Source organism: Sphingobium sp. EP60837, assembly GCF_001658005.1.
Classification (GTDB): Bacteria; Pseudomonadota; Alphaproteobacteria; order Sphingomonadales; family Sphingomonadaceae; genus Sphingobium; species Sphingobium tyrosinilyticum.
The window spans coordinates 2,419,323-2,446,212 of sequence record NZ_CP015986.1; the positions used below are offsets into that span (position 1 = coordinate 2,419,323).

Below are 26,890 nucleotides of genomic sequence, written 5' to 3' on the forward strand. Positions count from 1 at the left end.
ACATCCGCTTCGTCGAGGAGACCGGCTCCACCAATGCCGACATGCTGGTGTTAGCGGAGCAAGGCTTGGCCGAAGGTACTTGGCTGAGAGCCGGACGGCAAAGCGGCGGTCGGGGGCGCATGGGTCGCTCCTGGGAAAGTCCCGAAGGCAATCTTTATTGCTCGACGCTGGTGCGGCTGCGGCCGGGCGATCCTCCGCCACATATGCTCGCTCTGGTTGCGGCCAATGCGGTGCATGCGTTAGTCGCGCCGCTCTGTGCGGGGCAGGCGCGGATCAAATGGCCCAATGATGTCCTGGTGGATGGCGCAAAAATTGCCGGTATCCTGCTGGAGCGGGCCGGGGACGCCGTGGTCGTGGGCATCGGCATCAACGTGACGGGCCATCCGACGGGGCTAGACCGGCCGGTGACGAGTTTAGCGGCGCAATCTGTTGGCGATACGGACGCGAGCGTACTGATCGAGCGGCTTGTCGAGCTGTTCGCGCATTGGTTGGCGGTCTGGCGGGCTCAGGGGCTGGACCCGGTGCGCGCGCACTGGCTGCTAAATGCCCATCCCAAAGGCACGGCTATGCGGGTCGTCCAGCCTGATGGCGAAGTGGTCGAGGGCTCCTTTGATACGCTCGACCAGCAAGGGATGTTGATCCTGCGCTTGGCGAATGGCGACGCGCGTGCCATTCATGCGGGCGACATCCTTCTCATCTGATATCCGGGGGACCGGCCATGCTTCTCGCGATCGACGCGGGCAATACCAATGTGGTTTTCGCGCTGTTGGACGGGCGGGAAATTCGCGCGCGCTGGCGCATCGCAACCGATCCGCGGCGCACGGCCGATGAATATGCGGTGTGGCTCAATCAGTTGCTGATGCTGGAGGGCTACAACATCGCCGATGTGGACGCGGTGATCATCGCGACCGTGGTGCCCCGCGCGCTTCATAATCTACAGGTGCTTGCCGAGAAATATTTCAAGACGAGTCCGCTGGTTGCGGGCCAAGCGCCGGTAGAATGGGGCATTGAGTTGGACGTCGCGGAGCCTGCATCGGTGGGCGCGGACCGGGTTGTCAACGCGATCGGCGCGCACCATCTATATGAAGGCGACCTGATCGTCATCGATTTCGGCACGGCGACGACCTTCGATGTCATCGATTATCACGGCACCTATAAGGGCGGCATTATCGCACCCGGCATCAACCTGTCGCTCGATGCCTTGGTGGCGGCTGCGGCGAAGCTGCCCAAGATTGCGATCGCGCCGCCAGAGAACCGATCGGTTATTGGTCGCACTACCGAAGCACAGATGCATATCGGCGTGTTCTGGGGCTATGTGGCGATGATGGAAGGACTTGTCGCCCGCATGCGGGCGGAGATCGGCCGGCCGACCAAAGTGATTTCGACGGGCGGACTCGCCGTCCTGTTCGACGAGAATAGCGATATATTCGATGCGATCGCGCCCGACCTCACCATCTTGGGGTTGGCGCTGTTGCACGAGAGGAGTTTGAATAACTAATGACACCTGGAAATGAGCTGCTCTTCCTGGCCCTCGGTGGGTCGGGCGAGATCGGCATGAATGTCAATCTCTACGGCTGCCAAGGCAAATGGGTGATGGTCGATCTGGGCCTCACCTTTGCTGACCCGGCCTATCCCGGTGTCGAACTGATATTGCCGGACCTTGCCTTTATCGAGGAGCGAAAGAACGACCTGCTCGGCATCGTGCTGACCCACGGGCATGAGGATCATATCGGGGCGATCCCTTATTTGGCCGCCGATCTCGGCGTCCCGCTCTATGCGACGCCGTTTACCGCGGGGTTGATCCGGCTCAAGCTGGAGGAAGAGGGGCTGACCCAAGAGGTCGAGCTGAACGTGATCGAGAATGAGGGCAGCTTTGCGCTCGGTCCGTTCGGCTTCCGCTATGTGCCGCTAGCGCATTCGATTCCCGAGGGTAATGCCGTGCTGATCGAGACCCCTTATGGGCGGATTTTTCACACTGGCGACTGGAAGCTGGATGAACAGCCGCTGCTTGGTCAGCCATCGACGCCCGAGGAACTGTCGGCGATCGGCGATGAGGGCGTGCTGGCGCTGGTGTGTGACAGCACCAATGTCTTCAATGCCGAGGCGAGCGGGTCGGAAGGCGACGTCCGCGAAGGGCTGATGCAGGCGGTCGCAGGTGCGAAGGGGCGGGTGCTGGTCACCACCTTCGCTTCCAATGCTGCGCGGCTGCAGACGCTGGGCGAGGTTGCAAACGCCATGGGACGCAAGCTCTGCGTGGCGGGACGGTCGCTAGACCGGATCATCGCGACTGCGCGCACCGCGGGCTATCTCAAGGATTTTCCACCGACGATCGATTGGGACGACGTCATGGCGCTGCCGCATAATGAGGTGATGATCATTGCCACGGGTGGGCAGGGAGAAGCGCGTGCGGCTTTGTCGCGGATCGCCTTCGACAGCCATCCCATCAAGTTGGACGAAGGCGATATGGTCGTGTTTTCGTCCAAGCAGATCCCGGGCAATGAGATCGCGATCGGGCGCATTCAAAATGCGCTGGCGGCCAAGGGCGTGCTGATGGTGACGGACCGCCAGGCCGAAGTGCATGTCTCGGGCCATCCGGGCCGTCCGGAGTTGGAGGCCATGTATCGCTGGGTACGGCCGCAGATACTGCTCCCCGTGCATGGTGAGCGGCGGCATATGGCTGAACAGGCGCGGCTGGGCCTGGCGACGGGCGTGCCGCATGCGGTGGTCCAGTCCAATGGCGACCTGCTGCGATTGGCGCCCAATGGCCCGGAGATTATTGGCCATGAGACGACCGGCAGGCTGGTGCTGGACGGCGACGTGATCCTGCCTGCGGACGGTTCCACCATGAACGAGCGGCGCAAGGTGGCGCTGCATGGTCAGATCAGCGTGGCTGTTGCGTTGGATCGGAAGGGTAAGCTGATCGGTGACCCCGCTTTGCGCACCCAGGGAGTGCCGGTGGAAGAGGATAAGGACGCGTTCCTGGCCGAGGCGGCTGATGAAGCGGCGAAGGCTGTTCCCAAGGGCTCGCAGGACGAAGAAGCGCTGCGCGAGCGGGTGCGGCTGGCGGTGCGCCGCACGGCGACCCGTTGGACCGGCAAAAAGCCGGTGGTGGACGTTCTGCTCATTCGCGCTTAAGGCTGCGGCCCATGAATTGGTACGCGATCTTCGCCATTTATGTGCTCTTCTGGGTGATCAGCGCGTTCATCGTCTTGCCGTTCGGCATCCGCACGCCCGATGAGACGGGCGAGGTGATGCTGAAAGGGCAGGCGGACAGCGCGCCCAGCAACTTTCGTCCAGGGATGGTCGCAATACGTGCGACCATCCTGTCCGCGGTGCTGTTCGGGCTATATTATGCCAATTATGTGGAAGGCTGGGTGACGTTGGAGCGGCTGACTCATACATATTGAGTTTCGGACGAAAAGGGATCCGACGAACTCAGCCTCAGCGGCGTGAAAAATCAGGGATGAGAAGCGCGCTGGCCTGAGCCCTTTAGTGGAGCCCCACGGCCGGAATTTCGCTGTCGATCGACATCATCATGATGATGAGTTCGGAGCGCGACTTGATGCCCAGCTTCTGGAAGATGCTGTGCAGATGTACCTTGACGGTGCCTTCGGTCAGTCCGCAGCGCGCGGCAATTTCGCGGTTGCGCAGGCCCGCGCGAATAAGGCCCGCGATTTCGAGTTCGCGTTCGGTCAGGGTGGAAAGCGCGTTGCTGTCGTTCGCGGGAGCGGAGATGCTGTGGACCAGCGCCTGCTCCATAACGAAGGGCGAAATGCTTTTATTGCCGCTGAGCACCTGACCGATGCAGGTCAGCAATTCGTTGGGATCGCTATCCTTCAGCACGACGCCATCGACGCCCAGCTTGATCGCTTCCAGCGTCTGATCGGGGCGGATATGAACGGTCATGAAGATGACCGGAACCGTGCTGCCGCTGTTGCGAATGGCCGAAAGGATCGCGAGGCCGCCGCCGTCCTTCATACTGACATCGAGGATCAGCAAATCCGGTTGGTCCGCCTGCAGGCGGGAAATGGCCTCATCCACCGATCGCGCGCAGAATATGACGTCATGGCCATGCGAGCTGAGGAACTGGGCCATGCCGTCCAGGAAGATTGGGTGATCGTCAACAATTGCAATTTGGGCCATCATGTTGGGGACCTCGGTAAGGATGAAGGCAGTCTAATCGAGATTAGTGAATTCATGCTTAAGTTGTGGAAATAGGCGGTGCCGCCGATCTTTCCCAACCGCTTCATGATCGACTGCGACTGAAGCTCAAAGTCGCCGGTGTAGCTTTCCCGCTTCACGGGCTGAGCGCCCGGATTGTCCTTGAGCGCGATCAATATCTCGTCATCCGCCTGGGCGAGAGAGACGGTAATATGCTGAGCAGCCGCATGCTTGACCGCGTTGGCGGCGGCTTCCCTGATCAAAAATTCAACCTCGGCAGCGGTTTCCGGCAGCACGGTCATGGGGTGATCGATTGGGTTCAACCGACACTCTATGCCCCATTGTAAGGCTATGAAGCGGCAGCAGCGCTCGACCTCCCGGCCAAGTTCCACATTGCCCGCGATGCTTTCGGTCGTGTTGAGCAGGCGGCGCAGATGCGCCTGTTCGGAGGTGACAAGCTCTTCCATAGCGCGCAGTTCGCTAAGCTGATGCGGGGCGTCGATCGTTGCGAGGCCGTGGATCGCGGTCACGAGCCTTACGCGGAGTGCGGCGAGCGTCTGGAGGACGCTGTCGTGCAGGTCGCGGCTGAGCGCGAGGCGCGCTTCAGCAAAGGTGCGCTCACGCCAAGCAAGAAAGAAGAAATGCCGTTCGAGGAAAAGCTCCAGACCTTCCTGTATGCGCAGCGCGCGCAGCAGCACGGCAGGCGACCAGCCGTGGCGCGTGCCGACGAAGATGCGGCCCCGCAATTCGCCGGTCTGGACATGGAAGCTGACGCCCTGGCCGGGCCCCATGATGTCCAGCACAGCTTCGGTGAGGTGTGACGCCTTTTCATTGCGCAATATGCCGAGACGGCTACGCAGCAAGATGCGGCTGGTTTGGCTGGAATAGAGGAAGGGCGCCTCGCGCGGGGTAATGCCAAGCAGGCTGTCATTCTGCCGGTCGGGCAGGCTGATGGTGCGGGGGCCTTCGGCGTCTATGATCTCGCAATGAACGGCACCTTCATCCATCTGCCAGACCAAGGCGCAGTAGCGGGCGGCCATGAGATCGGAAATTTGCTCGACGACAAAGCGGGGCAGCGATTTCTGGAAAGAGAGGCCGACGGCCTGCAATCGTTCCGACCAGCTGATCAGTCGCTTTTCCAGGATCGACATGCTGAGCATCGCCGCCGCGATGGTGCAGCCGATGAGGACGGTGAGGCCATCTATTGCCCGATCAACTTCTGCGACATGGCGAGAGGATGCCCAGGACTCATAATAGCCGCGAGCCAGGAAGGCGAGAACAAGGCAAAGCGCAAGGACGATGATGGAGCCCCGACCAAAGCGGTCCGATGCCGACCAGGCCACGAAAAAGAGACAGGCCAGTGCTGCGATCTGTAAGGGTTCGCACAGCACGATCACCGTCAGGAAGATGATGATGTCGATGAAGAGCGACATTGGACGCAGCAGCAGGGCGAGCGGCGGCGTCAGCATCTGATGAGCGATGCTGATAAGGGTCCAGAACCAGATGCCGGCCTGCACCAGCGACAGGGTCCGCGCGAAATCGGGGTCGTTGCTGAACATCGCCGACGCCTGCCAGGTGGCAGCCGCAGCAAAGGCGACGCGGGATACGGCAAAACCCAGCGTCGGCGATCGACCCAGCCAAAGCACCAGGCGATCCATCGCGGTCGATGACGCCTTCGGCATATTCAACATGGTGGCATGTCCCCCGACTCCCACATAATTATCTGACCACAGTCCGGACGGAGAAACAACTTATATCGGCCGGGATAAGAAGTCGTACCTGTCCCATGGCGTGACATCGGCGGCGCGGCTAAGGAAGGGAAATGGCGGTGCTGATCACTCCTGCCCTGGTTTGCGGGGTGCGATCCCATGGCGAACATGGCGCGATCGCGCGGTTGCTGACACCGGATCAGGGGCTGCTGGCGGGCTATGTGCGGGGCGGAAGGTCGCGGGCGTCGCGACCGGTGCTGTTGCCCGGAAACAGCGTGAAGGCCGAATTTCGCGCGCGGACCGAAGAGCAGTTGGCCGGGCTGACGGTGGAGTTGGAGCATAGCCGCGCGCCGCTTTTGTCCGAGCCCCTGCCTGCGGCGGCGATCGATTGGGTCTGTGCGCTGACGGCGGCGGCACTGCCTGAGGGCACGCCGTATCCAGCGCTGTATCAGGCGCTGGATGGCGTGCTGGGGGCGGTTGATGCGGCTCCCGCAGCCCGAGGTTGGGCGGTTGCGCTGGTGCGCTATGAGCTGCTGCTGCTGGCGGAGCTGGGCTTTGGGTTGGATCTTGGCCGTTGCGCGGCGACTGGGGCTGCTGGGGATTTGGCCTATGTCAGTCCCCGCAGCGCTGCTGCGGTCAGCCGTGACGCGGCCGTGGGATATGAGAGCCGACTGCTGCCGCTGCCGCGCTTCCTGTTGGAAGGCGGAGCGGCGGAATGGAGCGAGATATTGGATGGGCTAAGGCTAACCGGCTTCTTTCTGGAGCGGTCCGTGCTGACCGAATGGAAGGCCGATGTGCTTGCCGCGCGTGAGAGGCTCGTCGATCGCCTGAAAAGAGCGGTTGCGTGAGGCGCGGCGGCTTCATAAGGGGCGGCCATCAGTTCTAAGGAGTTGCAGCCATGTTGATCGCCCTTTTTCCCGGAGATGGTATCGGTCCCGAGATCATCGCGCAGGCGCGGCGCGTGCTGGATGCGCTGGCGATCGATGGCCTGATCTATGAGGAAGGGCTGGTGGGCGGCGCGGCATACAAGGCTGTGGGCCATCCGCTGCCCCCCGAAACGCTGGAGCTGGCGAAGCGTGCGGACGCTATCCTGTTCGGCGCGGTAGGCGATCCGGACTGCGACTCGCTGGAGCGGCATCTGCGGCCTGAGCAGGCGATCCTGGGGCTGCGCAAGGCGCTGGGCCTTTTCTCCAACCTGCGCCCGGCCAAGGTGTTCCCCGAACTGGCCGATGCGTCGGCGCTGAAGAAGGAGGTGGCGAGCGCCATCGACCTGCTCATTGTGCGCGAGACCAATGGTGACGTCTATTTTGGTGAGAAGGGCATGCGCAAGACGGCCGATGGCTTGCGCGAGGGCTATGACATCATGTCCTATAATGAAGAGCAGGTGCGTAAGATCGCGCATCAGGGCTTTCAGGCGGCGCGCGCGCGGCGCGGCAAGCTGTGTTCGGTGGACAAGGCCAATGTGCTGGAGACGAGCCAGCTGTGGCGCGATGTGGTGATCGAGGTGTCGGCCGAATATCCCGATGTCGCCCTTTCCCACATGTATGTCGATAATGCCGCGATGCAGTTGGTGCGCGATCCGGGCCAGTTCGACGTGATCGTCACCGGCAACATGTTCGGGGATATTCTTTCGGATCAGGCGAGCATGTGCGTCGGATCGATCGGCATGCTGGCGTCGGCGACGCTTAACGACAGCAATCAGGGGCTTTATGAGCCGATCCATGGCTCCGCGCCTGACATTGCGGGCCAGGGCAAGGCCAATCCGCTGGCAACGGTTCTGTCGGCCGGGATGATGCTGCGCTACTCGCTGGGTCTGCCGGAACAGGCCGACCGGATTGAGGCCGCCGTCGGCAAGGCTCTTGCCAATGGCGCGCGCAGCTTTGACCTAGGCGGAAGCATGAACACGGTCGAGATGGGCGACGCCGTGCTGGCGGCGCTGGTGTAAGGAACAGGCGATGAAGCGCAGGAGCGGGCAGGACCCGGAAATTACCAAGAACTGGCGTCCGGCTACCCTCGCGGTGCGGGGCGGCAGCGCGCGTAGTGAGTGGGGCGAAACCTCCGAAGCGCTGTTCCTGACCAGCGGCTATAGCTACGACCGGGCGGAAGACGCAGCGATGCGCTTTGCGGGCGAGCAGCAGGGCATGACCTACAGCCGCTTGCAGAATCCGACCGTCGAGATGCTGGAAAAGCGCATCGCCCTGCTGGAAGGCGCCGAGGCATGCCGCGCGACCGCAACCGGCATGGCGGCGATGACGGCGGCGCTGCTGTGCCAGCTGTCGGCGGGCGACCATGTGGTGGCGGGCAAGGCGCTATTTGGTTCCTGCCGCTGGCTGACCGATACGCTGCTGCCCAAATTCGGGATCGAGACGACCACGGTCGATGCGACCGATAATGCTGCTTGGGAAGCCGCGGTGCGGCCGAACACGAAGGTCTTCTTCTTCGAGACGCCTGCCAATCCAACCATGGATGTTGTCGATCTGGCTGCAGTTTGCGGCATCGCCAAGGCCCATGGCATCGTGAGCGTCGTCGATAATGCCTTTGCTACGCCCGCGCTGCAGCGGCCGATGGATTTCGGGGCCGACGTCGTCGCCTATAGCGCGACGAAGATGATGGATGGGCAGGGTCGCGTGCTGGCGGGCGCAATCTGCGGCACGGAAGATTTCATCATCAACACGCTGCTGCCCTTCCATCGCAATACCGGGCCGACGCTCAGCGCATTCAATGCCTGGGTGGTGCTGAAGGGGCTGGAGACGCTGGATCTACGTATCCGCCGTCAGAGCGAAAACGCACTAAAGGTGGCAAGATTCCTGGAAGGTCGCGTGGCGAAGGTCCTCTATCCGGGGCTCGAAAGCCATCCGCAGCATGATCTGGCCATGAAGCAGATGGAAATGGCCGGGCCGATCTTCTCGCTTTATGTTGGGGGCGGGCGCAAGGAGGCGCACGGGCTGCTCAATGGGCTGGAGCTGGTGGATATCAGCAACAATATCGGGGATTCCCGATCGCTGATGACGCATCCCGCTTCGACCACCCATTATGGTATGGCGGAAGAAGCGCGGCTGGAGGTCGGGATTACGGAAGACATGCTGCGCCTGAATGTTGGCTTGGAAGACGCGGACGATGTGATCGAGGATCTCGATCGCGCGCTCAAGTCGATAGGCCGTTGACGGACGCGGGGCGAAAGGCGCATCCTTTTCTCGTGAATGCGCTTTTCCCCTTCCACGCGACCACGCGCGACATCAACGTGCATGTGGCCGTCACCTTCCTGCCCGAACAATCGGAACCGGACAGGGGGCGTTGGTTCTGGGCCTATCATATCCGGATCGAGAATGATGGCGACCAGCCGGTGCAGTTGCTGACTCGTCACTGGGTCATCACCGATGGCCGTGGAACGCAGCATCGTGTCGATGGCGATGGTGTCGTGGGAGAGCAGCCGGTGGTGCAGCCGGGCAGAAGCTATGACTATGTATCGGGCTGTCCGCTCAACACGCCCACAGGATCGATGCGCGGCCATTACCACATGATCGGCGCCAGCGGGGAGACGTTCGACATTGCCATTCCCCACTTCGCGCTCATAGCGCCGGCGGTTGCTGAATGAAGCGTACCCACTTGCCGCTTAATGGCCTGCGCGTGCTGGATGCGGCGGCGCGGCACCTGTCCTTCACCCGCGCGGCGGACGAGCTGGCGGTTACGCCTGCGGCCGTCGGACAGCAGATACGCGCGTTGGAGGATCTGCTGGGCGTCGTTCTGTTCCGCCGCACGCCCAAGGGGCTGGAACTGACGCCGGAGACCGAGGCGGGGCTGGAGGCTTTGCGGGCGGGTTTCCTGGAATTTGAAGAAGCGGTGCGGGCTATGCAGGCGGGGCAGTCCAGTTCCTCGCTGACGATCGCAGCGCCGCGCGACATTACCGCGAAATGGCTGCAGCCGCGCCTTGCAAGCTATGCTGCGGGTCAGCCTGACCTGAAATTCGCTCTCGTCGCGGCAGATGAAACGCTGGACTTCACCGAGGCCAATCTGGACCTGGCGTTGCGGCTGGCAGAAGGGCCTGGCGAGCATGAAGGCGTGAAGCTGGGGGAAGCGAGCTTCGTGACCGTCGAGGGTGCGGAGGGAGGCCCTGAACACCGCATCGACTGGCCAGGCTGCCCGGCGGCAAGCGAGCCGGCGACGATCCGCGTCGCCGATGCCGGGCTTGCCATCGAAGCGGCTATCAACGGCTTTGGACGGGCCACGGTGCCACTACTGCTGGCGCAAGCCGATATCAATGCGGGCCGGGTGCGTGCTGTCGGCGACGCGGTGGAGACGCCGCTTGCCTATTGGCTGATCGCGCCCTTGCCGCAATGGCGGCAGAAAAAGGTGAAAGCGTTGATAGAGGCGCTGACTTCCTGATTATCCGGCGGTCTGCGGCTGTGGGGGAGGGGGTGGAATGGCCCATCATGTCTTCAGCAAAAAGCTAGGCTTGGGCGTTCTTCTACTGATTTTTCTGTCACCGCCACTTTGGGCCCAGGCACCCTATGTCGCTGGCGTGACAGAGACACGGGAGAAGGAGTGGCGCACCCTGGTGGCTGCGGCGCAGTCGGCTTATGCGCAAGGGTATGCGGCGGAGGCGGTCGAGGCGGCGCGCAAAGCTCTCGCTTTGGGCGAAGAGCTATTCGGCCCTGATGATCCGCGCACGCTGATCTCGGCCAATGATCTGGCGCTGCCGCTGGAGTCCGCAGGGCAATATCGAGAGGCGGAGCAGTTGTTGCGCCGCGTTTTCGACTCTTATCTGCGCACGCGGGGTGAGGATGATCCGAACAGCCAGACGGCGCTGGAGAACCTGATCGACTTCTATTTGGCGCGCAAACGCCCCGACGCAGCGAGACCACTGGCGAAATATGCGTGGGACACATTTCGCCGCACCACCGGCTCGGCCAGCGAACGCAGCCAGCGGATGGAGAAGATACTGGCGGAAATACCGGGTCTTAGTCTGAGCGCAGGGCGCGAGTGAAGTGTTTCCCGATACGCTAGCACCTTGCTTATATCATTAGCCATAGTTCTTCGGGTGAATTGCTAAACAATCCGCGATTGCTATCCAAGGCCATCCATCGGACGGGGGCGTTTGATTTCCCATATTTGGGGAATTGACCACTACACCGGAAAAGAATCCTATGGGTCGCGAAAGGGCGGGCGATCGGCGGAAGCGCTGGTCGCCCGCTTTGTTTTTAGCGCCTGTGACCAGCGAGACTAAGGCCCGGATGCATTTTCTGAAGCCGGGGCAAGCTCCCCGAGTCGCGTTCCCGGCAACAGATTTGTTAACCTTGATTAAGTTCAGGCTATAGGCTGAACGATATAGATGCGTAAAAACAAATATATCCAAAGCAATAGAGGATAAGTCATTTTTAGGGGACTACTGCGTTATATTGGTTAACAAAAGTTGATTTTAGATGACTCCAATTACTACTGCCTAATAAGATAGCTCATCGGGTCAGAAGCATAAGACAATAGGGTTAATCCGGGGCGGTAAGGACTGGTGGTCCAACCGGCGGGAGATTGCAGACAGGGGGCAATAGCTGATCCGCTAATGCCGTATGTCGGTGAAGATATAATTCCGATGCAAGGCTGCGTTCGGAAATGGTCTTCTGCGCGCTTCTTCGGTCCGTCCCATGGCGACAGGTTGGGATGGAAAGATGGATTTCGAGCGCGAATGGAATGTCGATGCTGCCGCTGACCGCCAGCAGGCGCCTGAGCCGGAACTTGCCGCACTCGCCGCGCGGGTAAAAGGCCATCCCATCCAGCCCGGAACGATGCGCACCGTGACGCCTGGTCCGGACGGCACCGTCGTGCTGCCTGCCGGAACCGACATCAACCACATCGAGGTGGACGGCCGCAACCTGGTCGTCACGCTGCCCGATGGCACGCAGATGGTGATCCTGGATGGCGCGGTGGTCGTGCCGCGGATCGTCGTGGGTGACGTTGAAATCCCCTCCGTCAACCTGGCCGCCCTGTTGATTGGCGAAGAGCCTCAGCCTGCTGCCGGTCCGGCGCGCAGTTCTGGCGGCAACTTCCTGGCCGCCGATGGCGAGGTTGGCGATCCCCATGGGTTGGGCGACCTGCTGCCGCCAACGGAATTGTCATTCAATCAAACCGAAGAGCGCGAGATCCTGCCGATCGCTCCGCTCGAAGATGACGGGCCCGATGGGGAGATCATCACGCCCAATCAGCCGGCCGGCGCTACCAACGCCACCGCGACGGTGAGCGAGGCTGGCCTGGCCGCGCGGGGCGCGGAGCCAGCTGGGTCTGCCGCAGCCGGTGACAGCGAGCGGACAAGCGGCACCATTGTCTTTTCCGCCAATGACGGGCCGTCCGTCGTCACCATTGGCGGCGTGGCCGTCACGAGTGTCGGGCAGACCTTCACCACGTCTTTGGGTGTGCTGACCATCACCTCCATCGAAGATGGCTCGATCGGTTATAGTTATACGCTGAGCGACAATGTCGTAGGTGGGCCGCCAACCGACGTCTTCACCGTGGTCGTCACGGATGCGGATGGGGATCAGGCGACAGCAACCCTGAGCATTTCCATCACCGACGATGGCCCGCAAGCTGTCAACGACGCGGACAGCGTGACCGAAGACGGCCCGCTGGTTGCAGACGGCAATGTGCTGACAGGCACGGGCGGCAGCGATGCAAACAGCTCGGATGGCGTTGCCGATGTGCAGGGCGCAGATGGCGTCACCAGCATCACCACCGGCACTTTCCAGGGTGCCTACGGTACGCTGGTCCTGTCGGCTGGTGGCGGCTACCGCTATGAGCTGGCGAACGGCAATCCGGCAGTGCAGTTCCTGACGCCGGGCCAGACACTGACCGACAGCTTCAGCTATACCATCACCGATGCAGACGGCAGCGCCTCTTCGGCGACGCTGACCATCACCATAAATGGGGCGGACGACGGGGTCACCATAACCGGCTTGACCGATGGACCGGGCGCCAATGGCGCAGAGCTGGTCGTACTGGAAAATGATCTGGCGGACGGCAGCTCGCCCGATGCGGCGGCGCTGACTCAGAGCGGCTCCTTCGCTGTCAGCGGCCCTGATGGCCTGACCAGCGTGACCATGGGTGGCGTGACTGTGCTGGCCAACGGTGCCTTCGTCGCCGGTCAGGTGGTGACGACGCCGCTTGGCACGCTGACCATCACTGGCTTTACTGCGACCAGCCAGCAGGGCGGTGTGCCGACTGCGGGAAGCTTCAGCTATACTTTCCTGCTCACCGATAACAGCCTGGGTCATGGCGCTGCTGGTGCGGATAATGTCTTCCAGAGCTTTGACGTGGTTGCCACCGATCGCAACGGATCGACCGCAGCGGGGTCGATCGATGTGCAGATCGTCGATGACTTGCCGACGGCGCGTGCGGATGTGGATGGCGTCGCTGCGGGCAGCTATGGTCCGGAAGGCGGCAACGTCATCAGCGGCGCTGGCACTGTGTCGGGCGCGGCAGGCGCGGACACGCGCGGCGCGGATGATGCCACGGTTGCAGGTGTCGCCGCAGGGGTGAGTGAAGCCGCGCTGGTGAGCACCTCAACCGTCGGTCAGGGCATCCATGGCCTCTATGGCACGCTGACGCTGAATGGCGACGGCAGCTACAGCTATGTCCGCGACGCGGGCACGCCGGGCGGCGTCAGCGACAGCTTCACCTACACGCTGCGCGACGGCGATGGCGATCTGAGCGTTGCGACGTTGCGCATCGACATCGCCGACAGCGACGTCATGATTATCTCCATCCCTCGCATGGGCGAGGGCACGGTTGTGGACGAGGCCGGTTTGGACGCGGGCGTGGGCGCTGCGCCCGGGTCGAATGCAGGAGCCGATGTCGAGACGACGGCCGGCGTCATCACCTATACCGCGCCGGACGCGCCATCAACGGTCACGATAAACGGCATTCCGGTCGTTCAGGCTGGCCAGCAGATTCAGACCGACAAGGGCTATCTGGAGATCATCTCCGTCAGCGAAGGCCGGATTGAATATAGCTATACGCTGACAACCAACACTAACAATAGCGGCAGCGAGCCCGTCACCGACAGTTTCGAGGTAACGGTGACCGATGTCGATGGCGACAGCGCCACCGACACGCTGGTCATCACTATCCTGGACGATCATCCGACCGCTTTTGCGGACGTGGACTTCGTCAAGGAGGACGGGCCGCTGGTGGCTGACGGCAATGTGCTGACCGGATCGGGCGGCGACGATGCGAACGCGACCGACGGCGTGGCGGACGTTCAGGGCGCCGATGGCGCGAGCGTCACCGGCATTTCTTTCGGCGGTGTCGCAGGCGTGGTGGGTCAGGAGGTCAAGGGTGTTTATGGAACGCTGACGATCCTGGAAGATGGGCGCTATTTCTACACGCTCGATAATCAGAATGGGGTGGTCCAAGGGCTGGATTCCACCGAGACGCTGACAGAGACCTTCACCTACAGCATCACCGATGGTGATAATGACAGCGCCCAAGCGACGCTGACCATCACGATCGAGGGTAGCGATGATGGCGTCACCATCGAAGGGCTGAGCGGCAAGGGTGCCGAACTGACTGTTCGTGAAGACGATCTTCTGAACGGCAGCTCGCCCAATGCGGGCGAACTGACCCAAAGCAACAGCTTCACGCTTACCGCGCCTGATGGGGTAGCCACTGTTACGGTCGGCGGACAGACGATCTTCGCCAATGGTTCGTTCATCGCGGGCGTCGTCATTTCCAACGCCTATGGCACGCTGAAGATCGACAGCTTCATGCCCACGACCGGGGCCGATGGGGATGTGGTCGGCGGCACCATCAACTACAGCTATGTGCTGAACGACAACACGCTGCTGCATGCGGGCGCTAACGATGTGAGCCTCACGGACAGCTTCCTGGTGGAGGTGCTGGACACTGACGGATCGCAGGCAAGCGCCAGCCTGGATGTAGCGGTATTCGATGACGCGCCGGAAGCGCGTGATGACGTCGCGGTGCAGCAGGCGGAAAATGCGGCGGTGCTGATCAATGTCGTGACTGGCGAAGGCACTTTGACCGGTGCTGCCGGCGCCGACACGCTTGGCGCGGACGAGGTGAATCTTGCGGTCGGAGGGCAGTTGGTTCTGACTAGCGGGCCTTCGCAGGGCTCCGCGGTCTATCAGGGCAACGGCGTATTTCTTTATACCCCGGCCGCCGGAGCGATCGGAGAGGACAGCTTCACCTACACCATCACCGACGGTGACGGCGACAGTTCCACCGCAACCGTGACCATAACGCTCGCGGGCGATTCGACGCCCGTGGTGCTGGTGGGCGACCTGACGGTTTCCGAAGCGGGCCTTCCCAACGGTACGCAGTCGGGCGGCAATAGCGAGACCGCCGGTGGCGCGATGACAATCACGACCGGCGGCGATACTTTGACCAAGGTCGAGGTGCAGGACAAGAATGGCGTCTGGCAGGATGTGACCGGCGCCACGGTGGGAACGCCGGTGGTAGTGCAGGGCGCGGCTGGCGCTTTGACTGTCACGTCGGACGGTTTGGGTCATTACAGCTACAGCTACACGCTGGCCGTCAACAATCCCGCGCATCCTGACAACAATGCTTTCGACGGTGACGGCATCAGCGGCGCAGCTGACACGCTGCCCGGCGATAGCTTTGCCGTCCGCGTGACTGATAGCGACGGTGATGTGTCGCCATCCGCCAGCATCGATGTGACGGTGCAGGATGATGCGCCGATCGCGGCGGTTGATGGCGACACGACGGTCATTGAGGGCGCGACGGCGACCGGCACCTGGTCGCAGACGATCGGTGCAGATCAACCGGGCGCTTCGACGGTGGTTGTCGTCGGCGCGAACAGCTATGCGATTGGTACGCCCATCAATACTGGCCTGGGCACGCTGACAGTCAACTCCAACGGCACCTGGGCCTTGGTATCCAACAATAATCTGAACAACGCGTCTGATCCGTCGCTGAGCTTCACCGTCAAGGTGACGGACGCCGACAATGACGTGGCGCAGGATACGCAGACGATCTCCATTACTGATGGCGCAGGGCCGACCGCTGGCGCTCCGCTGAGCCTGCAAATGGACGACCAGAATCTGGCGAATGGCAGCACGCCTGCCGGAGATGATTTCGCTTCGGGCAAGATCAGCTTCACCGCGGGATCGGATGCGCTGACGGGCTTTGCCTTCTCGCAGAACCTCAATTCACTCGGTGGTGGACTGACCTGGAACCGGGTGAGCGCCACGCTGATCGAAGGCTGGGATGGCGGCATTAACACCGGCACCAAGATCATTACGCTGACTCTGACCGCACCCGCGTCGATCGGTGCCGGGTCGAGCGGCGACGTGACGGTCACCGCAACATTGATCGACAATTATGATAGCCATCCCGTGATCAATCAGGATGATCTGGCCGCACTGGGTAGCGTCGGCGTGACTGCCTCCGACCAAGATGGCAGCTCGGCTACCGCGACCGTCAATCTTTCGGTTTCGGATGATATTCCGACCGCGGGTAACGATGGCCAGTTGGCGGTGCTGGATGACAATGCCACGGCCGTCCTGATTGGGACGGTCGCGGGGTTGACGGGCAATGACAGCTATGGCGCGGACGGGCAGGGCTCTCCGGCGATCGTCATCGGCACCGGCAGCTTGGGCGGCACTATCTCCATCGTGAACGGAAACCTGCTCTATAGCTCGCACCATAATGTCGCAGCGCCTTATGCGCCGGTCACCGAGATCTTCACTTACACGATCAAGGATGGCGACGGGGATACGGCGAGCGCTACCTTCTCGGTCCAGCTGACCGATACTGGGCCGTCAATCAACGCGGCGGCAGCGTCGTTCACGGTGGACGAGGACGGCCTGGCGAACGGTATCAGCCTGTCTCAGCCGGGCGATGCCCCGGGCGCGGATGTCGTGAAAACCGGGACTTTGGCGAGCTTCAGCTTCGGCCAGGATGGCCCGGGCGATATCGTGCTCGCATCAGCGAATGATACTGGCCTGCGAACGCTGTCGGGCAATGTCGTGCGCACGGTCTGGGATCCTTCGACGCATGTCCTTACCGGTGAGGACGCCGTAACGGGCGTTGATGTCTTCACCTTGAAGATCACCGACGTTGAGACAGGCGCCTATCGCTTCGAACTGCTCGCGCCGATTCAGCACAGCGATCCGGCGAGTGAAGACGACAAGTCGCTGACCATTGCCGTCCAAATCACCGATGCGGAAAATGAAACCGCAAATGGATCGATCAGCATCGCCATTGATGACGACCGGCCGATCGTAGCGGATGACAATATCGGAACGAGTGAATCGGCTTCGGCGTCCACCGGAAATGTCCTTTCCAATGATCTCATCGGTGCGGATCAGCCAGGCAGCGTGGCCAGCGTCAATAACGTAGCCATTGCGGCAGGGGGCAGCCAGATCATCAATGGCAGCTTCGGCACGCTGACCATCTATTCCAACGGTCAGTATAGCTACACGCCCAAGGCGTCGGTCCCAGCAGGCTCGTTCGACAGCTTCACTTATGTGATGAAGGATGCCGATGGCGATACAGGCAACGCCGTGCTCAAGTTCACTTTCGCCGGTGACCCCAACCTCCCGACTGCTGGCACGACCGCTGCGACCGTGGACGATGATGGCCTGACCGGAGGCAATCCGCTCAGTATCCTGGGCGACGTCAACGCCAATGCTGGCGACGCCGACCCTGCTGCCAATGAGGCCAGCTTCAGCGGAACGCTACCCTTCGCCTTCGGTCCGGATGGTGCGGGCAGCGTGACCTTCGCCAACTTAAATGGACAGACCGGCGTAGTGGGTGCGGACACAGTTCTCTACAGCTGGAATGGCACTACGAATACGCTCACAGCGACAATCGTCGGCGGCCGGGGCACCGACTTGTTCAAGGTCGCCGTCAATCCCGGGACCGGAGCCTATACGGTCACGCTTCTGGACAACGTCCTCCACAGCACGGGAGGAAACGAAAATAATGCGTCTGTGACCTTGAATTATCAGGTGACGGACAGCGACTATAACGCCAGCACCAATGCAGGTTCGCGGGCGATCGGTCAGCTCGGCATCTCGTTCAACGATGACATGCCGAGCGCCTTCACCCCGGCTGCGGGATCGGTGCAGAACAACGATAGCCCGGCTACCCTGTTCAACCTGAACTTCGCCAATGTGGCAGGCGCAGATGGCGTGGGTAATGTGCTCTTCAACATTACGGATGGCGCCCCCGCCAAAGATACAGGCGGCGCGACGCTGCGGTTGAATGGCGAGGATCTGTTCATCTACGGGAACGGCACCAATGTACTCACAGCCAAGACCGCAGATGGGGACATCGGCTATACCATCACGCTGCAGCCGGGGACGGACAAATATCTGTTCGACCTGCACGGGACGATCACCAACGGCAGCGAAATCTCGATCAGCAGCTTCAGCGCAGCGAAGGCAGGCAACACCGATTATCGCGGACTGGGCGTGGATACGACCGACGCCATCGACGTGCTGTTTTCCGGCCGGGGATCTTCGGGTGCGCGGGGCTCCGTCAACACCGACAGCGATTCGATCGGCATCAACAATCAGTCGGTCAATCCCGATGAGGCGGTGCGCATCGATCTGGTCAAGACGCTGACCAGCAGCGGGGGGGGCACCACCGGCTTCGCCTATGCCGATCACCAGAGCGTCATCAGTTTCGAACAGAAGATTGCGCAGGTTGGCGGCAATCCCAACAACATGGTGTCGATCAAGGTCACGGCCATCGATGCCGATAACGATCAGGATCTAGGCTTCTCATCGACGACCAATGAGGCCGGCGAGTCTTTCGTCGGGATCATCAAGGTGGTCGTGACCGACGTAAGCACCAATAGCGTCTATACGTTCACACCGGGCGGCCTGAGCACGCAAGGCGCGATCGGCGTCACCTTCTCGTCAACAAGCGTGACCATTACCGGCCTTCAGGTGAACGACACATATGAGATTGTCGGCGCCAAAGGCTTCGACGCGGTGCTCGTGGAATCGCCTCATTCCAATAATGATTTCGATCTTGGCGTATTTTCCGTCGAGACGCTGAACAGCGGCGCGCCAATCAACATCAATCATGCGATCGTCGCGTCGGATGCGGACAACGACAGCGTCAACGCTTCGGTGAGCGTCACGCTGACGCCAGTCGCGCCGCCTGCGCCGCCTGTCGCGATCGACCTGGACGGGGATGGGTTGGAGTTTGTCGGCCTGTCGGCGGGCGTGCAGCATGATTATGGCAGCGGCCTCGTCAACACGGCGTGGATGGCGTCCGACGATGGGCTGCTCGCCCATGCGGTCGGCGGGTCCTATGACATCGTCTTCGCCGACGACGCACAGGGTGCGGCCAGCGATCTGGAAGGGTTGCGCCTTGCTTATGACAGCAATGGCGACGGCGTTTTCGATGCCAAGGATGCGGCCTTCGCCGAGTTTGGCGTGTGGCAGGATGCAAATGGCAACGGACAGGTCGATGCTGGCGAGTTCAAGTCGCTGACCGACGCCGGGGTCGCCGCCATCGAGCTGACCTCCAACGGTGTGAGCTATCAGGCCGCAGGCGGCGATGTCACGGTGCTGGGTGAGGCGAGCTTTGTCCGGACTGACGGCAGCAAAGGCACGATTGGCGACGTCATGTTCGCGACGGCTAAGGCGACCGACGCAAGCAAGACGGCGGATAGCAGCAGCAGTGGCTTCAACCAGGCGCTGGTCGCGGCCAGCCTGGTTGCCGTCGCAGGTGCCGTCGAAGTGATCGAGCAGGAGCAGGCTCCGGTCATCGACGCAAAGGATGCGCCGCTGACTGAAACGGCTCCGGCGAGCACGACGTCTGTCGAGGCCGAGACGACGCCGCAGGATAGCGCGCCAACGTCGGTGACTGTGGAGGATCAGCCTTCCCATACGGTCGAACAACCGGTGGAGCAGGGTCACCATGGCGGCGACGAGGCCGCAACGGACCATGTCACGCTGGCCGATGCAGACGTTGGTCCGGCCCCAATGATGGACAGCGCGGATGCGGCGCAGCCCGATCTTGGCGATCATCAGGGGCTGCTGGCCCAGTCGATCGATTTGCCCGCCTTCGATGGCAACGCAGCGCTGCTTGCGGTGTCGCATGAGGCGGCTCCGACGGCACTGGCGGAGGTCGTGAGTGAAGCGCTCGGTGCGGCTGATGCGCCGCATATCGACACGCTGCTCGCGGCGCTGCCGGGCGGCGATCATGCGCCGGTCATGCTCAATCCTGTCGCGGCCGAACCGATCGACAGCGGCCATATGGCGGCGGCTGCAGCGGCGATCTTCGAGGCGGCGATCGCTGCGCACGAAGCGATGGCCGTGGCCCATGGCTGATGAGCGAACAAAACAATTCAGGGACTCTCGCGGGGACAAAATGGGGAGATTGACGATGACGAACGGGGTGGGAAGGATTGCCTCCTTCGGCCTGCTGGTAGGGATGATGTCGAGCGCCGCCTGGGCTGCGCCTGCCTCGCCCCTGCTGCAACTGAGCAAGCCGGAACTGAGGGATGCGCTGCGGAGCCGTTACGACACGGCGGTCGCGGCGGTGGGGGACGCCAGCGTGCGCACTTCGCAGGACAGCCGCTGGACTTGGGCGGTCGAAGCCAAGAACCAGTGCGGCATCGCCATCGGTTTCATCAAATCCGGCACTAGGGATGCGGACAGCATCAACAAGTGCGACGACTTTGTGGCACGCCTTTCGGCGCCGCCACCGCCGCCGGTGTCGGCCGCAGGTTCAGCCCCACCCGCGCTGGACTGCACGGCACCGGCGGTGTCCATCTTCTTCGACTGGAATATGGACACGCCCCTGCCGGAGGGCGCCGCTACGGTAGGTCAGTTGACGCAATCGGCCGCTCAGTGCGGCTGGAAGCGCTTTGGCGTCACCGGTTACACCGATACGTCGGGCAGCAATCGCTATAATGACGGGCTGTCGCTTCGCCGTGCTCAGAATGTCGCGGGACTGCTGGGCCAGGGCGGCATCGCGGCGGATGCCATCACCGCCCGCGGCTTGGGCGAAACCCAGCTGAAGATCGAAACCGCCGATGGCGTGCGCGAGCCGATGAATCGCCGCGTCGAAATCACAGCCAGCGCGAATTAAGGGGGGAGGCGAACATGACATTGATGCGCAAGACATGCGGCAGCCTGATCGCCCTTTGTGTGGCGACGATGGCGGGGACGAGTTGGGCCCAGACCACGGACCTGAAAAGCGCAATCGCTGCGGCGATCGACAGCCATCCGGAAATCAACCAGGCGATCCAGAATAAGGAAGCCATCGAATTTGAGCGCGAGCAGGCCAAGGGGCTCTATCTGCCGCGCGTCAGCATCGAAGGGTCGGCGGGCGTTCGGCGGCTGGAAAACGCCACGCGCCGCGCAATCGGCATTGAGGACCAGACGCTCTGGCCGCTTGAGGCGGGGCTGGTAGCGGAAGAGACCCTTTTTGACTCGGGCTATCGCAGCGCGGAGAAGCGGCGCCAGGCGGCCCGGATCGACGGCGCCGCACTGCGGGTGGGCGAGCGATCGCAGTTCGTGGCGCTGAACGTTACACGGCAATATCTGGACTATATGCTCCAGCAGCGGGTGGTCGCGGCCGCAGAGGACAATATCGCCTTCCACCGCAAATTGCTGGGCGATCTGGGCGAAGGCGTCAGCAAGGGTTCGATCAGCATTGCTGACCAGCAGCAGGCCGAGGAGCGGCTTCAGGCAGCCTTGGTCCGCAAGAGCGAGGCAGAGCAGGACCTGACCAATGCGGCAATCAGCTTTCGGACGCTGACTGGCCTGTCGATCGATCAGGTGAGCATGCCCGATCCGGTCACGAGCGCTGTGCCGCCGACTTTGGACGAGGCCATCGCGGCTGCGCGCACCCATAATCCACTCATCCGGGAAGCCGAGGCCGATATTCAGGCCGCCCATGCGGTGGTGGATGAAGCCAAGTCAGAGCTTGGGCCGACGGTGACGCTGGAAGGGCGTGGCCGAGTGGGTGAAGATGTCGATGGCTTCAAGGGCAGCACCAACGACGTGCAGGGCCGGGTGGTCGTGCGCTGGCAGCTGTTCAACGGCGGCATCAACCGGGCGAAGGTGCAGGAAATGACCCGCCGGGCGAGCGAAGCACGATTTCGCCTGAGCCAGCGTCAACGCGAGGCGGAAGATGATGTCCGCACTGCGTGGAATCGCTGGGACACGGAAAAGAAGCGCCTGACCGACCTGTCGCGTCAGGGCACCGTGTCGGACTCGCTGCTGGTCTCCTATCGCGAGCAGTTCAATGTCGGACGGCGTTCGCTGCTGGACGTGCTGGACAGCCAGAACACACGGTTCAACACGCAGGTTCGCGGCGAAACGGCGCGCTTCTCCGAAATCTTCGCGCAATATCAGATCCTCGCCGCGACCAATCAGTTGCTCGACACGCTGGGGATCGCGCAGCCTTCGGGCGCAAATCCTTATGCGCGTAAGAAATATGATGTTCCGGACCTGCCGCCTGCCGAATTGCAACGTCGGCGCTATCCGGGCTGAGTATCCATCTTTGGGGTCATTCCGGCGCAAGCCGGGATGGCGCGGGGTAAACAATGTTGGAACGAAGCACGCTTAGCTTGGCCGAATGGCTGAGCCATCAAGGCACGCCCGGCGATGAGCTGGTCGATTGCATCGCCCATGTGGCGCGGCATTTCGACCGATCGCCGGGGGTCGTGGGGCTCCGCGCGGGGCTGGCGGTCGATGAATCGGGGCGCTTGCCCTTTCATCAGGCGGAATCGGCTCTCGATCAGATCGGGTTGCTGACGGACCATGTTCGGGGCCGGTTGGACAAGTGGCGGCCGGGCAATCTGCCTGCCATCCTGCCGCTGCGGAATGACCGTTTTCTGCTGCTGCTGGACGTGCGCCAGGGGGATGCACTGGTGCAGCTGCCCCATGCGCCCGAGCCCGTTTGGGCGGCGATCAGCGACCTCGACGGCCATTTTACCGGCGAAGCGCTGGTGGTCATGGCCGACCATGGCCGAGAGCGGGCTGAAGAACGTCCTTGGGACGAGCGGGCGCGGCAGCATTGGTTCTGGCGCGAGGTGTGGCGGGCGAGGGGCTCCTTCGGATATGTGATGCTCGCAGCCGCGATCATCAACCTGCTCGCCTTTGCGCTGCCCCTGTTCACGATGAACGTCTATGACCGGATAATCCCGAACAAGGCGGCGTCCAGCCTTTGGGTGTTGGGCGTTGGCGTGATGCTGGCCTTCAGCCTCGACTTCGCCCTGCGACTGGCGCGTGCAAGGCTTGTCGATGAGGCAGGGCGCGAAATTGACGAACGCCTGTCGCAACGCCTGTTCGAAAAGGTGATGAATGTGCCGCTGGCGAGTCGTGCGGGCAGCACGGGGGCGTTGGCGCGGCGCGTGTCCGAATTTGAATCGGTACGGGAATTCTTCACGTCCACCACCGTCGTTTTGGCGATCGACGTGCTGTTCCTGTTCTTCTTCGTCGGGATCATTGCGCTGCTGGGCGGCTGGCTGGCCGTCGTACCAGTCGTGATGATGGGGATCATGGCGGCCGCTGGGTTCTTTCTGCAGCGGTCGATGGCCCGGCTGTCGCGCGACGCCCAAGCCGACGCCAGCCTGCAGAATGCGGCCCTGGTCGAAGCGATCGGGGGCATCGAGACGCTGAAGGCTTGCCGCGCTGAAGGGCGCGTACTCGAGCGCTGGCGGCGTTATGCGCGGATGAGCGCGGCGACGCAGGAGAAGCTGCGGCGGTTGAGTTCGACGAGCGTCACTCTGGCCGCGCTGTGCCAGCAGGTGACGAGCATCGCACTGGTGATCGGCGGCTTCTACATGTTTGCGGCGGGCAGTATTTCGATGGGCGCAATCATCGCCATCGTCATGCTGGCTGGTCGGTCGCTCTCGCCAGTGGGGCAGCTTGCCTTCGTGATCGTCCGGGCGCGGCAGGCCATGACCACGCTTGGTAGCCTGCAGACGCTGATTGATCAGCCGGACGAGCGGCTCGACGGCGCACGCGGCATCATCCCCAAGATCCGGAAGGGAGCGATCGTTGCCAAGGATCTGGAGTTCGCCTATCCGGGAGCAAGCCAGCCGAGCCTTCGCGGCATCAACCTGAAGGTCGAACCCGGGGAGCGGATCGGGATTATCGGCCGGGTAGCGTCTGGAAAATCGACGCTGGGCCGAGTGATCTGTGGCCTTTACCCGCCAGCGGGCGGCGTGCTGACCATCGATGACATCGACAGCCGCCAATATCATCCGCACGAGTTGCGCTCCGCCTTCCGGTATGTGGGACAGGATGCCGAGTTGTTCAGCGGATCGGTGCGGGAGAACCTGCTGCTCGGCGCACGCGAGGCTGATGATGCGAAGCTGCTTGAAGCACTGGAACGTTCCGGCGCGTCCCGCTTCTTTGGTCGCGACGCCGCCGGTTTCGACCTGCATATCGGCGAGCGCGGCAACCGCCTTTCAGGTGGGCAGCGCAGCTTCCTCGTACTGGCGCGAGCCTTGGTCGAACCGGCCAAGCTGCTGTTTCTGGACGAGCCGACGGGGGCGATGGACAATCAGACCGAAAATCTGTTCATCGATCATCTGGAAAAGGCGCTGGAGCCCCAACAGACGCTGATCGTCTCCACGCATCGTCACGCATTGCTGCGGATCGTCGATCGGTTGATCGTGATCGATCAGGGTGTCGTGCTGGCAGACGGGCCGCGTGACGAGATCATCGGCCATCTTCAGCGCGGAGCCGGGCAATGAGCGCGCTCGTTCGCAGCGTGGGTATGGCAGCGCCGGTAGCGCTTGCGGTCACGATGGCGGCATATTGGCACGGAGGTCAGCCGCGTCCGGCGGTACAGGCAAAGATCATGGAGGCCGCTCCAGCGATTCCCGGTAAATATCTGGCGCTGGTTGCCATGACCGAGAAGGTTGATTCGGCAGCGGAAGGTGAGAAGGCGCGGGAGGAAAATCAGCGTCTTGGTTTTGCTGGGGGCGATATCGCTGCGGCCAAGCCATTCCGCGCTCTGGGGGGAGCGGGTGAGGATCATGATCGCGCGCTGCAATGTCTTACGCAGGCCATTTATTATGAAGCTGCGCATGAGCCCGAAAGTGGCCAGCGGGCCGTCGCCCAAGTTGTGCTGAACCGCGTGCGCCACCCCGCCTTCGCCAAGACGGTGTGCGGCGTGGTGTATCAGCGGTTCGACGCTGCCGTTTGCCAGTTTAGCTTCGTGTGCGACGGCTCGCTCGCGCGGCGGCCGTCGCCGGCCCTCTGGGACCGGGCGAAGCGGATCGCCACGGATGCGCTGGGAGGGCGGGTAGAGAAAGACGTCGGCACCGCGACCCACTATCATGCCGATTATGTTTTTCCGCGCTGGGCGCCCCATCTGGCGAAGCTGATTCAGATCGGCGCGCATATCTTCTACCGCTGGCCGGGCGGGTGGGGCCAGCCGAGCGCCTTTTCGGGGCGGTATGCGGGGGGCGAAAACATTCCGGCATTTGATCCGTCGCGGTACGCCGCTGCGCCTGCGTCCGTGATCGATTATCCCCCGGTCGCTGCCCTTACGGAGCGGCGCGCGGTCAATGATGTCGGGGGGCGAATGGACCCGACCAAAGGGTGGAAGCTATCGATTGCCGATCCTTCGCCGAGCGGCGGCGCATTGGGCGATATGCTCGCCCGCCAGGAAAAGGTCGCGCCGATCACGCTGGCCGCTGACGACCATAATATCCAAGGGGTGCAACCATGATTTCGCGCTGGATCAACTGGCTGCGAGGGCAACCGGGCAACAAGCAGGTCATTCTTTACAGCGGCGGCGGCATGCTGGTCTTCTTGATGTGGGCCAGCCTGGCACCCGTCGATGAGGTGACGCATGGGCAGGGGCGGGTGATCCCGTCCAGCAAGGCGCAGGTCATCCAGTCCGCTGAACCGACGACGATCGAGGAAATCCTTGTCCGATCGGGCCAGAAGGTGAGCAAGGGACAGCTTCTGGTGCGCCTGGACGACGCCATGCTGGCATCGGAACTGGGGCAGCTTCAGGCCGAAACCCGCTCGTTGACGGCGCGGGCGGGTCGGCTGGAGAAGGAGGGCACCGGCGCGGGTGCGGCTTGCATGACAGGCGGACCTGAATGCCAGCAGGAACAGGCGCTGGCCGACGTGCGGCAGTCGGCATTGCGGAGCAAGCAGGACGCCATGTCGGCGCAGGTTGAGCAGCGCCGACGTGAGCTGGGCGAAGCGCAGGCGACGATCGCGAGTCTTTCCGGCAGCGTACAATTAGCGCGGCAACGCGTGTCGATGCTGGAGCCTCTGGCAGCGAAATCGATTATCCCGCAGACAGAATTGCTCGACGCCCGGCGAGAGCTGGTGGATGCGCAGGGACGGTTGAACGCGGCGCAGCAACAGGCTTCGCGTGCCTCCGCGGCCATCCGCGAGGCGCAGGCGCAACTATCCGAAGCCAATTTCCAGTTTCGCCAGGATGCACTTAACGAACGCAGCCAGTTGGAAGCAAAGATCGCGGTGAACAGTGAATCGCTGCGGGGCGCCAAGGGGCGGGCGCAGCGGGCGGAAATTCGCTCTCCGGTCGATGGTGTCGTGAATGACGTTCAGGTGACGACCATTGGCGGCTTCGTCAGTCCGGGGCAGAAGATCATGCAGATCGTGCCGGTGGGCGACAAGTTGCTGGTCGAAGCGCGGGTAAAGCCCAATGACATCGCCTTCATCAAGACCGGCGACCGCGCCGTGGTGAAAGTCACCGCCTACGACTTTTCCATCTATGGTGGGCTGACCGGCACGGTGCAGCAGGTGTCGGCCGACAGCGTCTATGATGAAGCGACGCGTGAAGCCTATTTCACCGTGGTCGTAGAAACGGATCGGGCCTGGTTGGGCTCGGGCGCGCACAAGCTGCCGATCACGCCGGGCATGGTGTGCGACGTGGAGATACTGACCGGCCGGAAGTCGGTGCTGGCCTATCTGCTCAAGCCGATTATGAAGGCGCGGTCGGAGGCATTGCGGGAAAGGTGATCACCCCGCCCTTCGCCGTGCGCTTGCCATTCGACAGGCTCAGGGCACTAAGGCGGCGAACAG

18 protein-coding genes are annotated in these 26,890 nt (G+C 62.4%); 16 read left to right on the top strand and 2 right to left on the bottom strand.

Annotation, left to right across the window (positions count from 1 at the left end; all coding sequences use genetic code 11):
* The first annotated feature begins 2 nt into the window (after positions 1-2).
* The 4 genes from EP837_RS11805 to EP837_RS11820 are packed head-to-tail and all read left to right on the top strand — an operon-like array spanning position 3 to position 3,407.
* Positions 3-701, top strand: coding sequence for a biotin--[acetyl-CoA-carboxylase] ligase (locus EP837_RS11805; protein ID WP_225870602.1), 699 nt, complete (start codon positions 3-5; stop codon positions 699-701).
* Between the two features lie 17 nt (positions 702-718).
* Complete coding sequence (locus EP837_RS11810) at positions 719-1,498, top strand: type III pantothenate kinase (protein ID WP_066527786.1); 780 nt, start codon at positions 719-721, stop codon at positions 1,496-1,498.
* The gene (locus tag EP837_RS11815) at positions 1,498-3,135 is read left to right on the top strand and encodes a ribonuclease J (RefSeq protein WP_066527788.1); all 1,638 of its coding nucleotides are present in this window, start codon (positions 1,498-1,500) and stop codon (positions 3,133-3,135) included. The genes EP837_RS11810 and EP837_RS11815 overlap by 1 nt, the downstream gene beginning before the upstream one ends.
* Before the next feature lie 11 nt (positions 3,136-3,146).
* Positions 3,147-3,407, top strand: a complete 261-nt coding sequence (locus EP837_RS11820; RefSeq protein ID WP_066527790.1) for a DUF1467 family protein — start codon at positions 3,147-3,149, stop codon at positions 3,405-3,407.
* An 82-nt stretch (positions 3,408-3,489) separates the two neighbouring features.
* Here EP837_RS11820 and EP837_RS11825 read toward each other — a convergent pair whose 3' ends face one another.
* Positions 3,490-4,146, bottom strand: a complete 657-nt coding sequence (locus EP837_RS11825) for a response regulator (protein WP_066527791.1) — start codon at positions 4,144-4,146, stop codon at positions 3,490-3,492.
* Positions 4,143-5,852, bottom strand: coding sequence for a histidine kinase (locus EP837_RS11830; RefSeq protein ID WP_066527794.1), 1,710 nt, complete (start codon positions 5,850-5,852; stop codon positions 4,143-4,145). Before EP837_RS11830 ends, EP837_RS11825 begins: the two co-directional genes overlap by 4 nt.
* A 131-nt stretch (positions 5,853-5,983) precedes the next feature.
* Here EP837_RS11830 and recO point away from each other — a divergent pair, with 131 nt between their 5' ends.
* From recO to EP837_RS11890, 12 genes are all read left to right on the top strand, one after another.
* Complete coding sequence (recO, locus tag EP837_RS11835) at positions 5,984-6,718, top strand: DNA repair protein RecO (RefSeq protein ID WP_066527797.1); 735 nt, start codon at positions 5,984-5,986, stop codon at positions 6,716-6,718.
* A gap of 50 nt (positions 6,719-6,768) precedes the next feature.
* Positions 6,769-7,815, top strand: a complete 1,047-nt coding sequence (gene leuB, locus EP837_RS11840) for a 3-isopropylmalate dehydrogenase (protein WP_066527803.1) — start codon at positions 6,769-6,771, stop codon at positions 7,813-7,815.
* Between the two features lie 10 nt (positions 7,816-7,825).
* On the top strand, positions 7,826-9,034 hold the full coding sequence (gene metZ, locus EP837_RS11845; RefSeq protein WP_066527806.1) for an O-succinylhomoserine sulfhydrylase: 1,209 nt from the start codon (positions 7,826-7,828) through the stop codon (positions 9,032-9,034).
* A gap of 32 nt (positions 9,035-9,066) precedes the next feature.
* Positions 9,067-9,465, top strand: a complete 399-nt coding sequence (gene apaG, locus EP837_RS11850; RefSeq protein WP_066529336.1) for a Co2+/Mg2+ efflux protein ApaG — start codon at positions 9,067-9,069, stop codon at positions 9,463-9,465.
* A complete protein-coding gene (locus EP837_RS11855) occupies positions 9,462-10,253 on the top strand; it encodes a LysR family transcriptional regulator (protein WP_066527808.1) in 792 nt (263 codons plus the stop codon). The genes apaG and EP837_RS11855 overlap by 4 nt, the downstream gene beginning before the upstream one ends.
* A 37-nt stretch (positions 10,254-10,290) precedes the next feature.
* Entirely contained in the window at positions 10,291-10,854 is a 564-nt protein-coding gene (locus EP837_RS11860) for a tetratricopeptide repeat protein (protein ID WP_082919624.1), read from the top strand.
* A 679-nt stretch (positions 10,855-11,533) separates the two neighbouring features.
* Entirely contained in the window at positions 11,534-20,188 is an 8,655-nt protein-coding gene (locus EP837_RS11865) for a beta strand repeat-containing protein (RefSeq protein ID WP_082919674.1), read from the top strand.
* Positions 20,189-20,243: 55 nt separating this feature from the next.
* Positions 20,244-20,951 carry an OmpA family protein gene (locus EP837_RS11870; protein ID WP_082919625.1) on the top strand — a complete coding sequence of 236 codons (708 nt, stop codon included), beginning with the start codon at positions 20,244-20,246 and terminating at the stop codon, positions 20,949-20,951.
* Positions 20,952-20,965: 14 nt separating this feature from the next.
* Positions 20,966-22,360: a TolC family protein gene (locus EP837_RS11875; RefSeq protein ID WP_066527813.1), complete on the top strand. Its 1,395-nt coding sequence runs from the start codon at positions 20,966-20,968 to the stop codon at positions 22,358-22,360.
* A 53-nt stretch (positions 22,361-22,413) separates the two neighbouring features.
* Positions 22,414-24,573, top strand: coding sequence for a type I secretion system permease/ATPase (locus EP837_RS11880; RefSeq protein WP_066527815.1), 2,160 nt, complete (start codon positions 22,414-22,416; stop codon positions 24,571-24,573).
* Entirely contained in the window at positions 24,570-25,556 is a 987-nt protein-coding gene (locus EP837_RS11885; RefSeq protein ID WP_225870548.1) for a cell wall hydrolase, read from the top strand. Before EP837_RS11880 ends, EP837_RS11885 begins: the two co-directional genes overlap by 4 nt.
* Positions 25,553-26,827: an HlyD family type I secretion periplasmic adaptor subunit gene (locus tag EP837_RS11890; protein WP_066527817.1), complete on the top strand. Its 1,275-nt coding sequence runs from the start codon at positions 25,553-25,555 to the stop codon at positions 26,825-26,827. Before EP837_RS11885 ends, EP837_RS11890 begins: the two co-directional genes overlap by 4 nt.
* The last annotated feature ends 63 nt before the right edge of the window (positions 26,828-26,890 follow it).

What these genes read in the sequence shown, in the direction of transcription:
- EP837_RS11870 (WP_082919625.1), top strand. Translation starts at nt 20,244, where the DNA reads ATGACGAACGGGGTGGGAAGGATTGCCTCCTTCGGCCTGCTGGTAGGG.
- recO (WP_066527797.1), top strand. Translation starts at nt 5,984, where the DNA reads ATGGCGGTGCTGATCACTCCTGCCCTGGTTTGCGGGGTGCGATCCCAT.
- metZ (WP_066527806.1), top strand. Translation starts at nt 7,826, where the DNA reads ATGAAGCGCAGGAGCGGGCAGGACCCGGAAATTACCAAGAACTGGCGT.
- EP837_RS11815 (WP_066527788.1), top strand. Translation starts at nt 1,498, where the DNA reads ATGACACCTGGAAATGAGCTGCTCTTCCTGGCCCTCGGTGGGTCGGGC.
- EP837_RS11890 (WP_066527817.1), top strand. Translation starts at nt 25,553, where the DNA reads ATGATTTCGCGCTGGATCAACTGGCTGCGAGGGCAACCGGGCAACAAG.
- leuB (WP_066527803.1), top strand. Translation starts at nt 6,769, where the DNA reads ATGTTGATCGCCCTTTTTCCCGGAGATGGTATCGGTCCCGAGATCATC.
- EP837_RS11820 (WP_066527790.1), top strand. Translation starts at nt 3,147, where the DNA reads ATGAATTGGTACGCGATCTTCGCCATTTATGTGCTCTTCTGGGTGATC.
- EP837_RS11865 (WP_082919674.1), top strand. Translation starts at nt 11,534, where the DNA reads ATGGATTTCGAGCGCGAATGGAATGTCGATGCTGCCGCTGACCGCCAG.
- EP837_RS11810 (WP_066527786.1), top strand. Translation starts at nt 719, where the DNA reads ATGCTTCTCGCGATCGACGCGGGCAATACCAATGTGGTTTTCGCGCTG.
- EP837_RS11875 (WP_066527813.1), top strand. Translation starts at nt 20,966, where the DNA reads ATGACATTGATGCGCAAGACATGCGGCAGCCTGATCGCCCTTTGTGTG.
- EP837_RS11860 (WP_082919624.1), top strand. Translation starts at nt 10,291, where the DNA reads ATGGCCCATCATGTCTTCAGCAAAAAGCTAGGCTTGGGCGTTCTTCTA.
- EP837_RS11880 (WP_066527815.1), top strand. Translation starts at nt 22,414, where the DNA reads ATGTTGGAACGAAGCACGCTTAGCTTGGCCGAATGGCTGAGCCATCAA.
- EP837_RS11825 (WP_066527791.1), bottom strand. Translation starts at nt 4,146, where the DNA reads ATGATGGCCCAAATTGCAATTGTTGACGATCACCCAATCTTCCTGGAC.
- EP837_RS11855 (WP_066527808.1), top strand. Translation starts at nt 9,462, where the DNA reads ATGAAGCGTACCCACTTGCCGCTTAATGGCCTGCGCGTGCTGGATGCG.
- EP837_RS11885 (WP_225870548.1), top strand. Translation starts at nt 24,570, where the DNA reads ATGAGCGCGCTCGTTCGCAGCGTGGGTATGGCAGCGCCGGTAGCGCTT.
- EP837_RS11830 (WP_066527794.1), bottom strand. Translation starts at nt 5,852, where the DNA reads ATGTTGAATATGCCGAAGGCGTCATCGACCGCGATGGATCGCCTGGTG.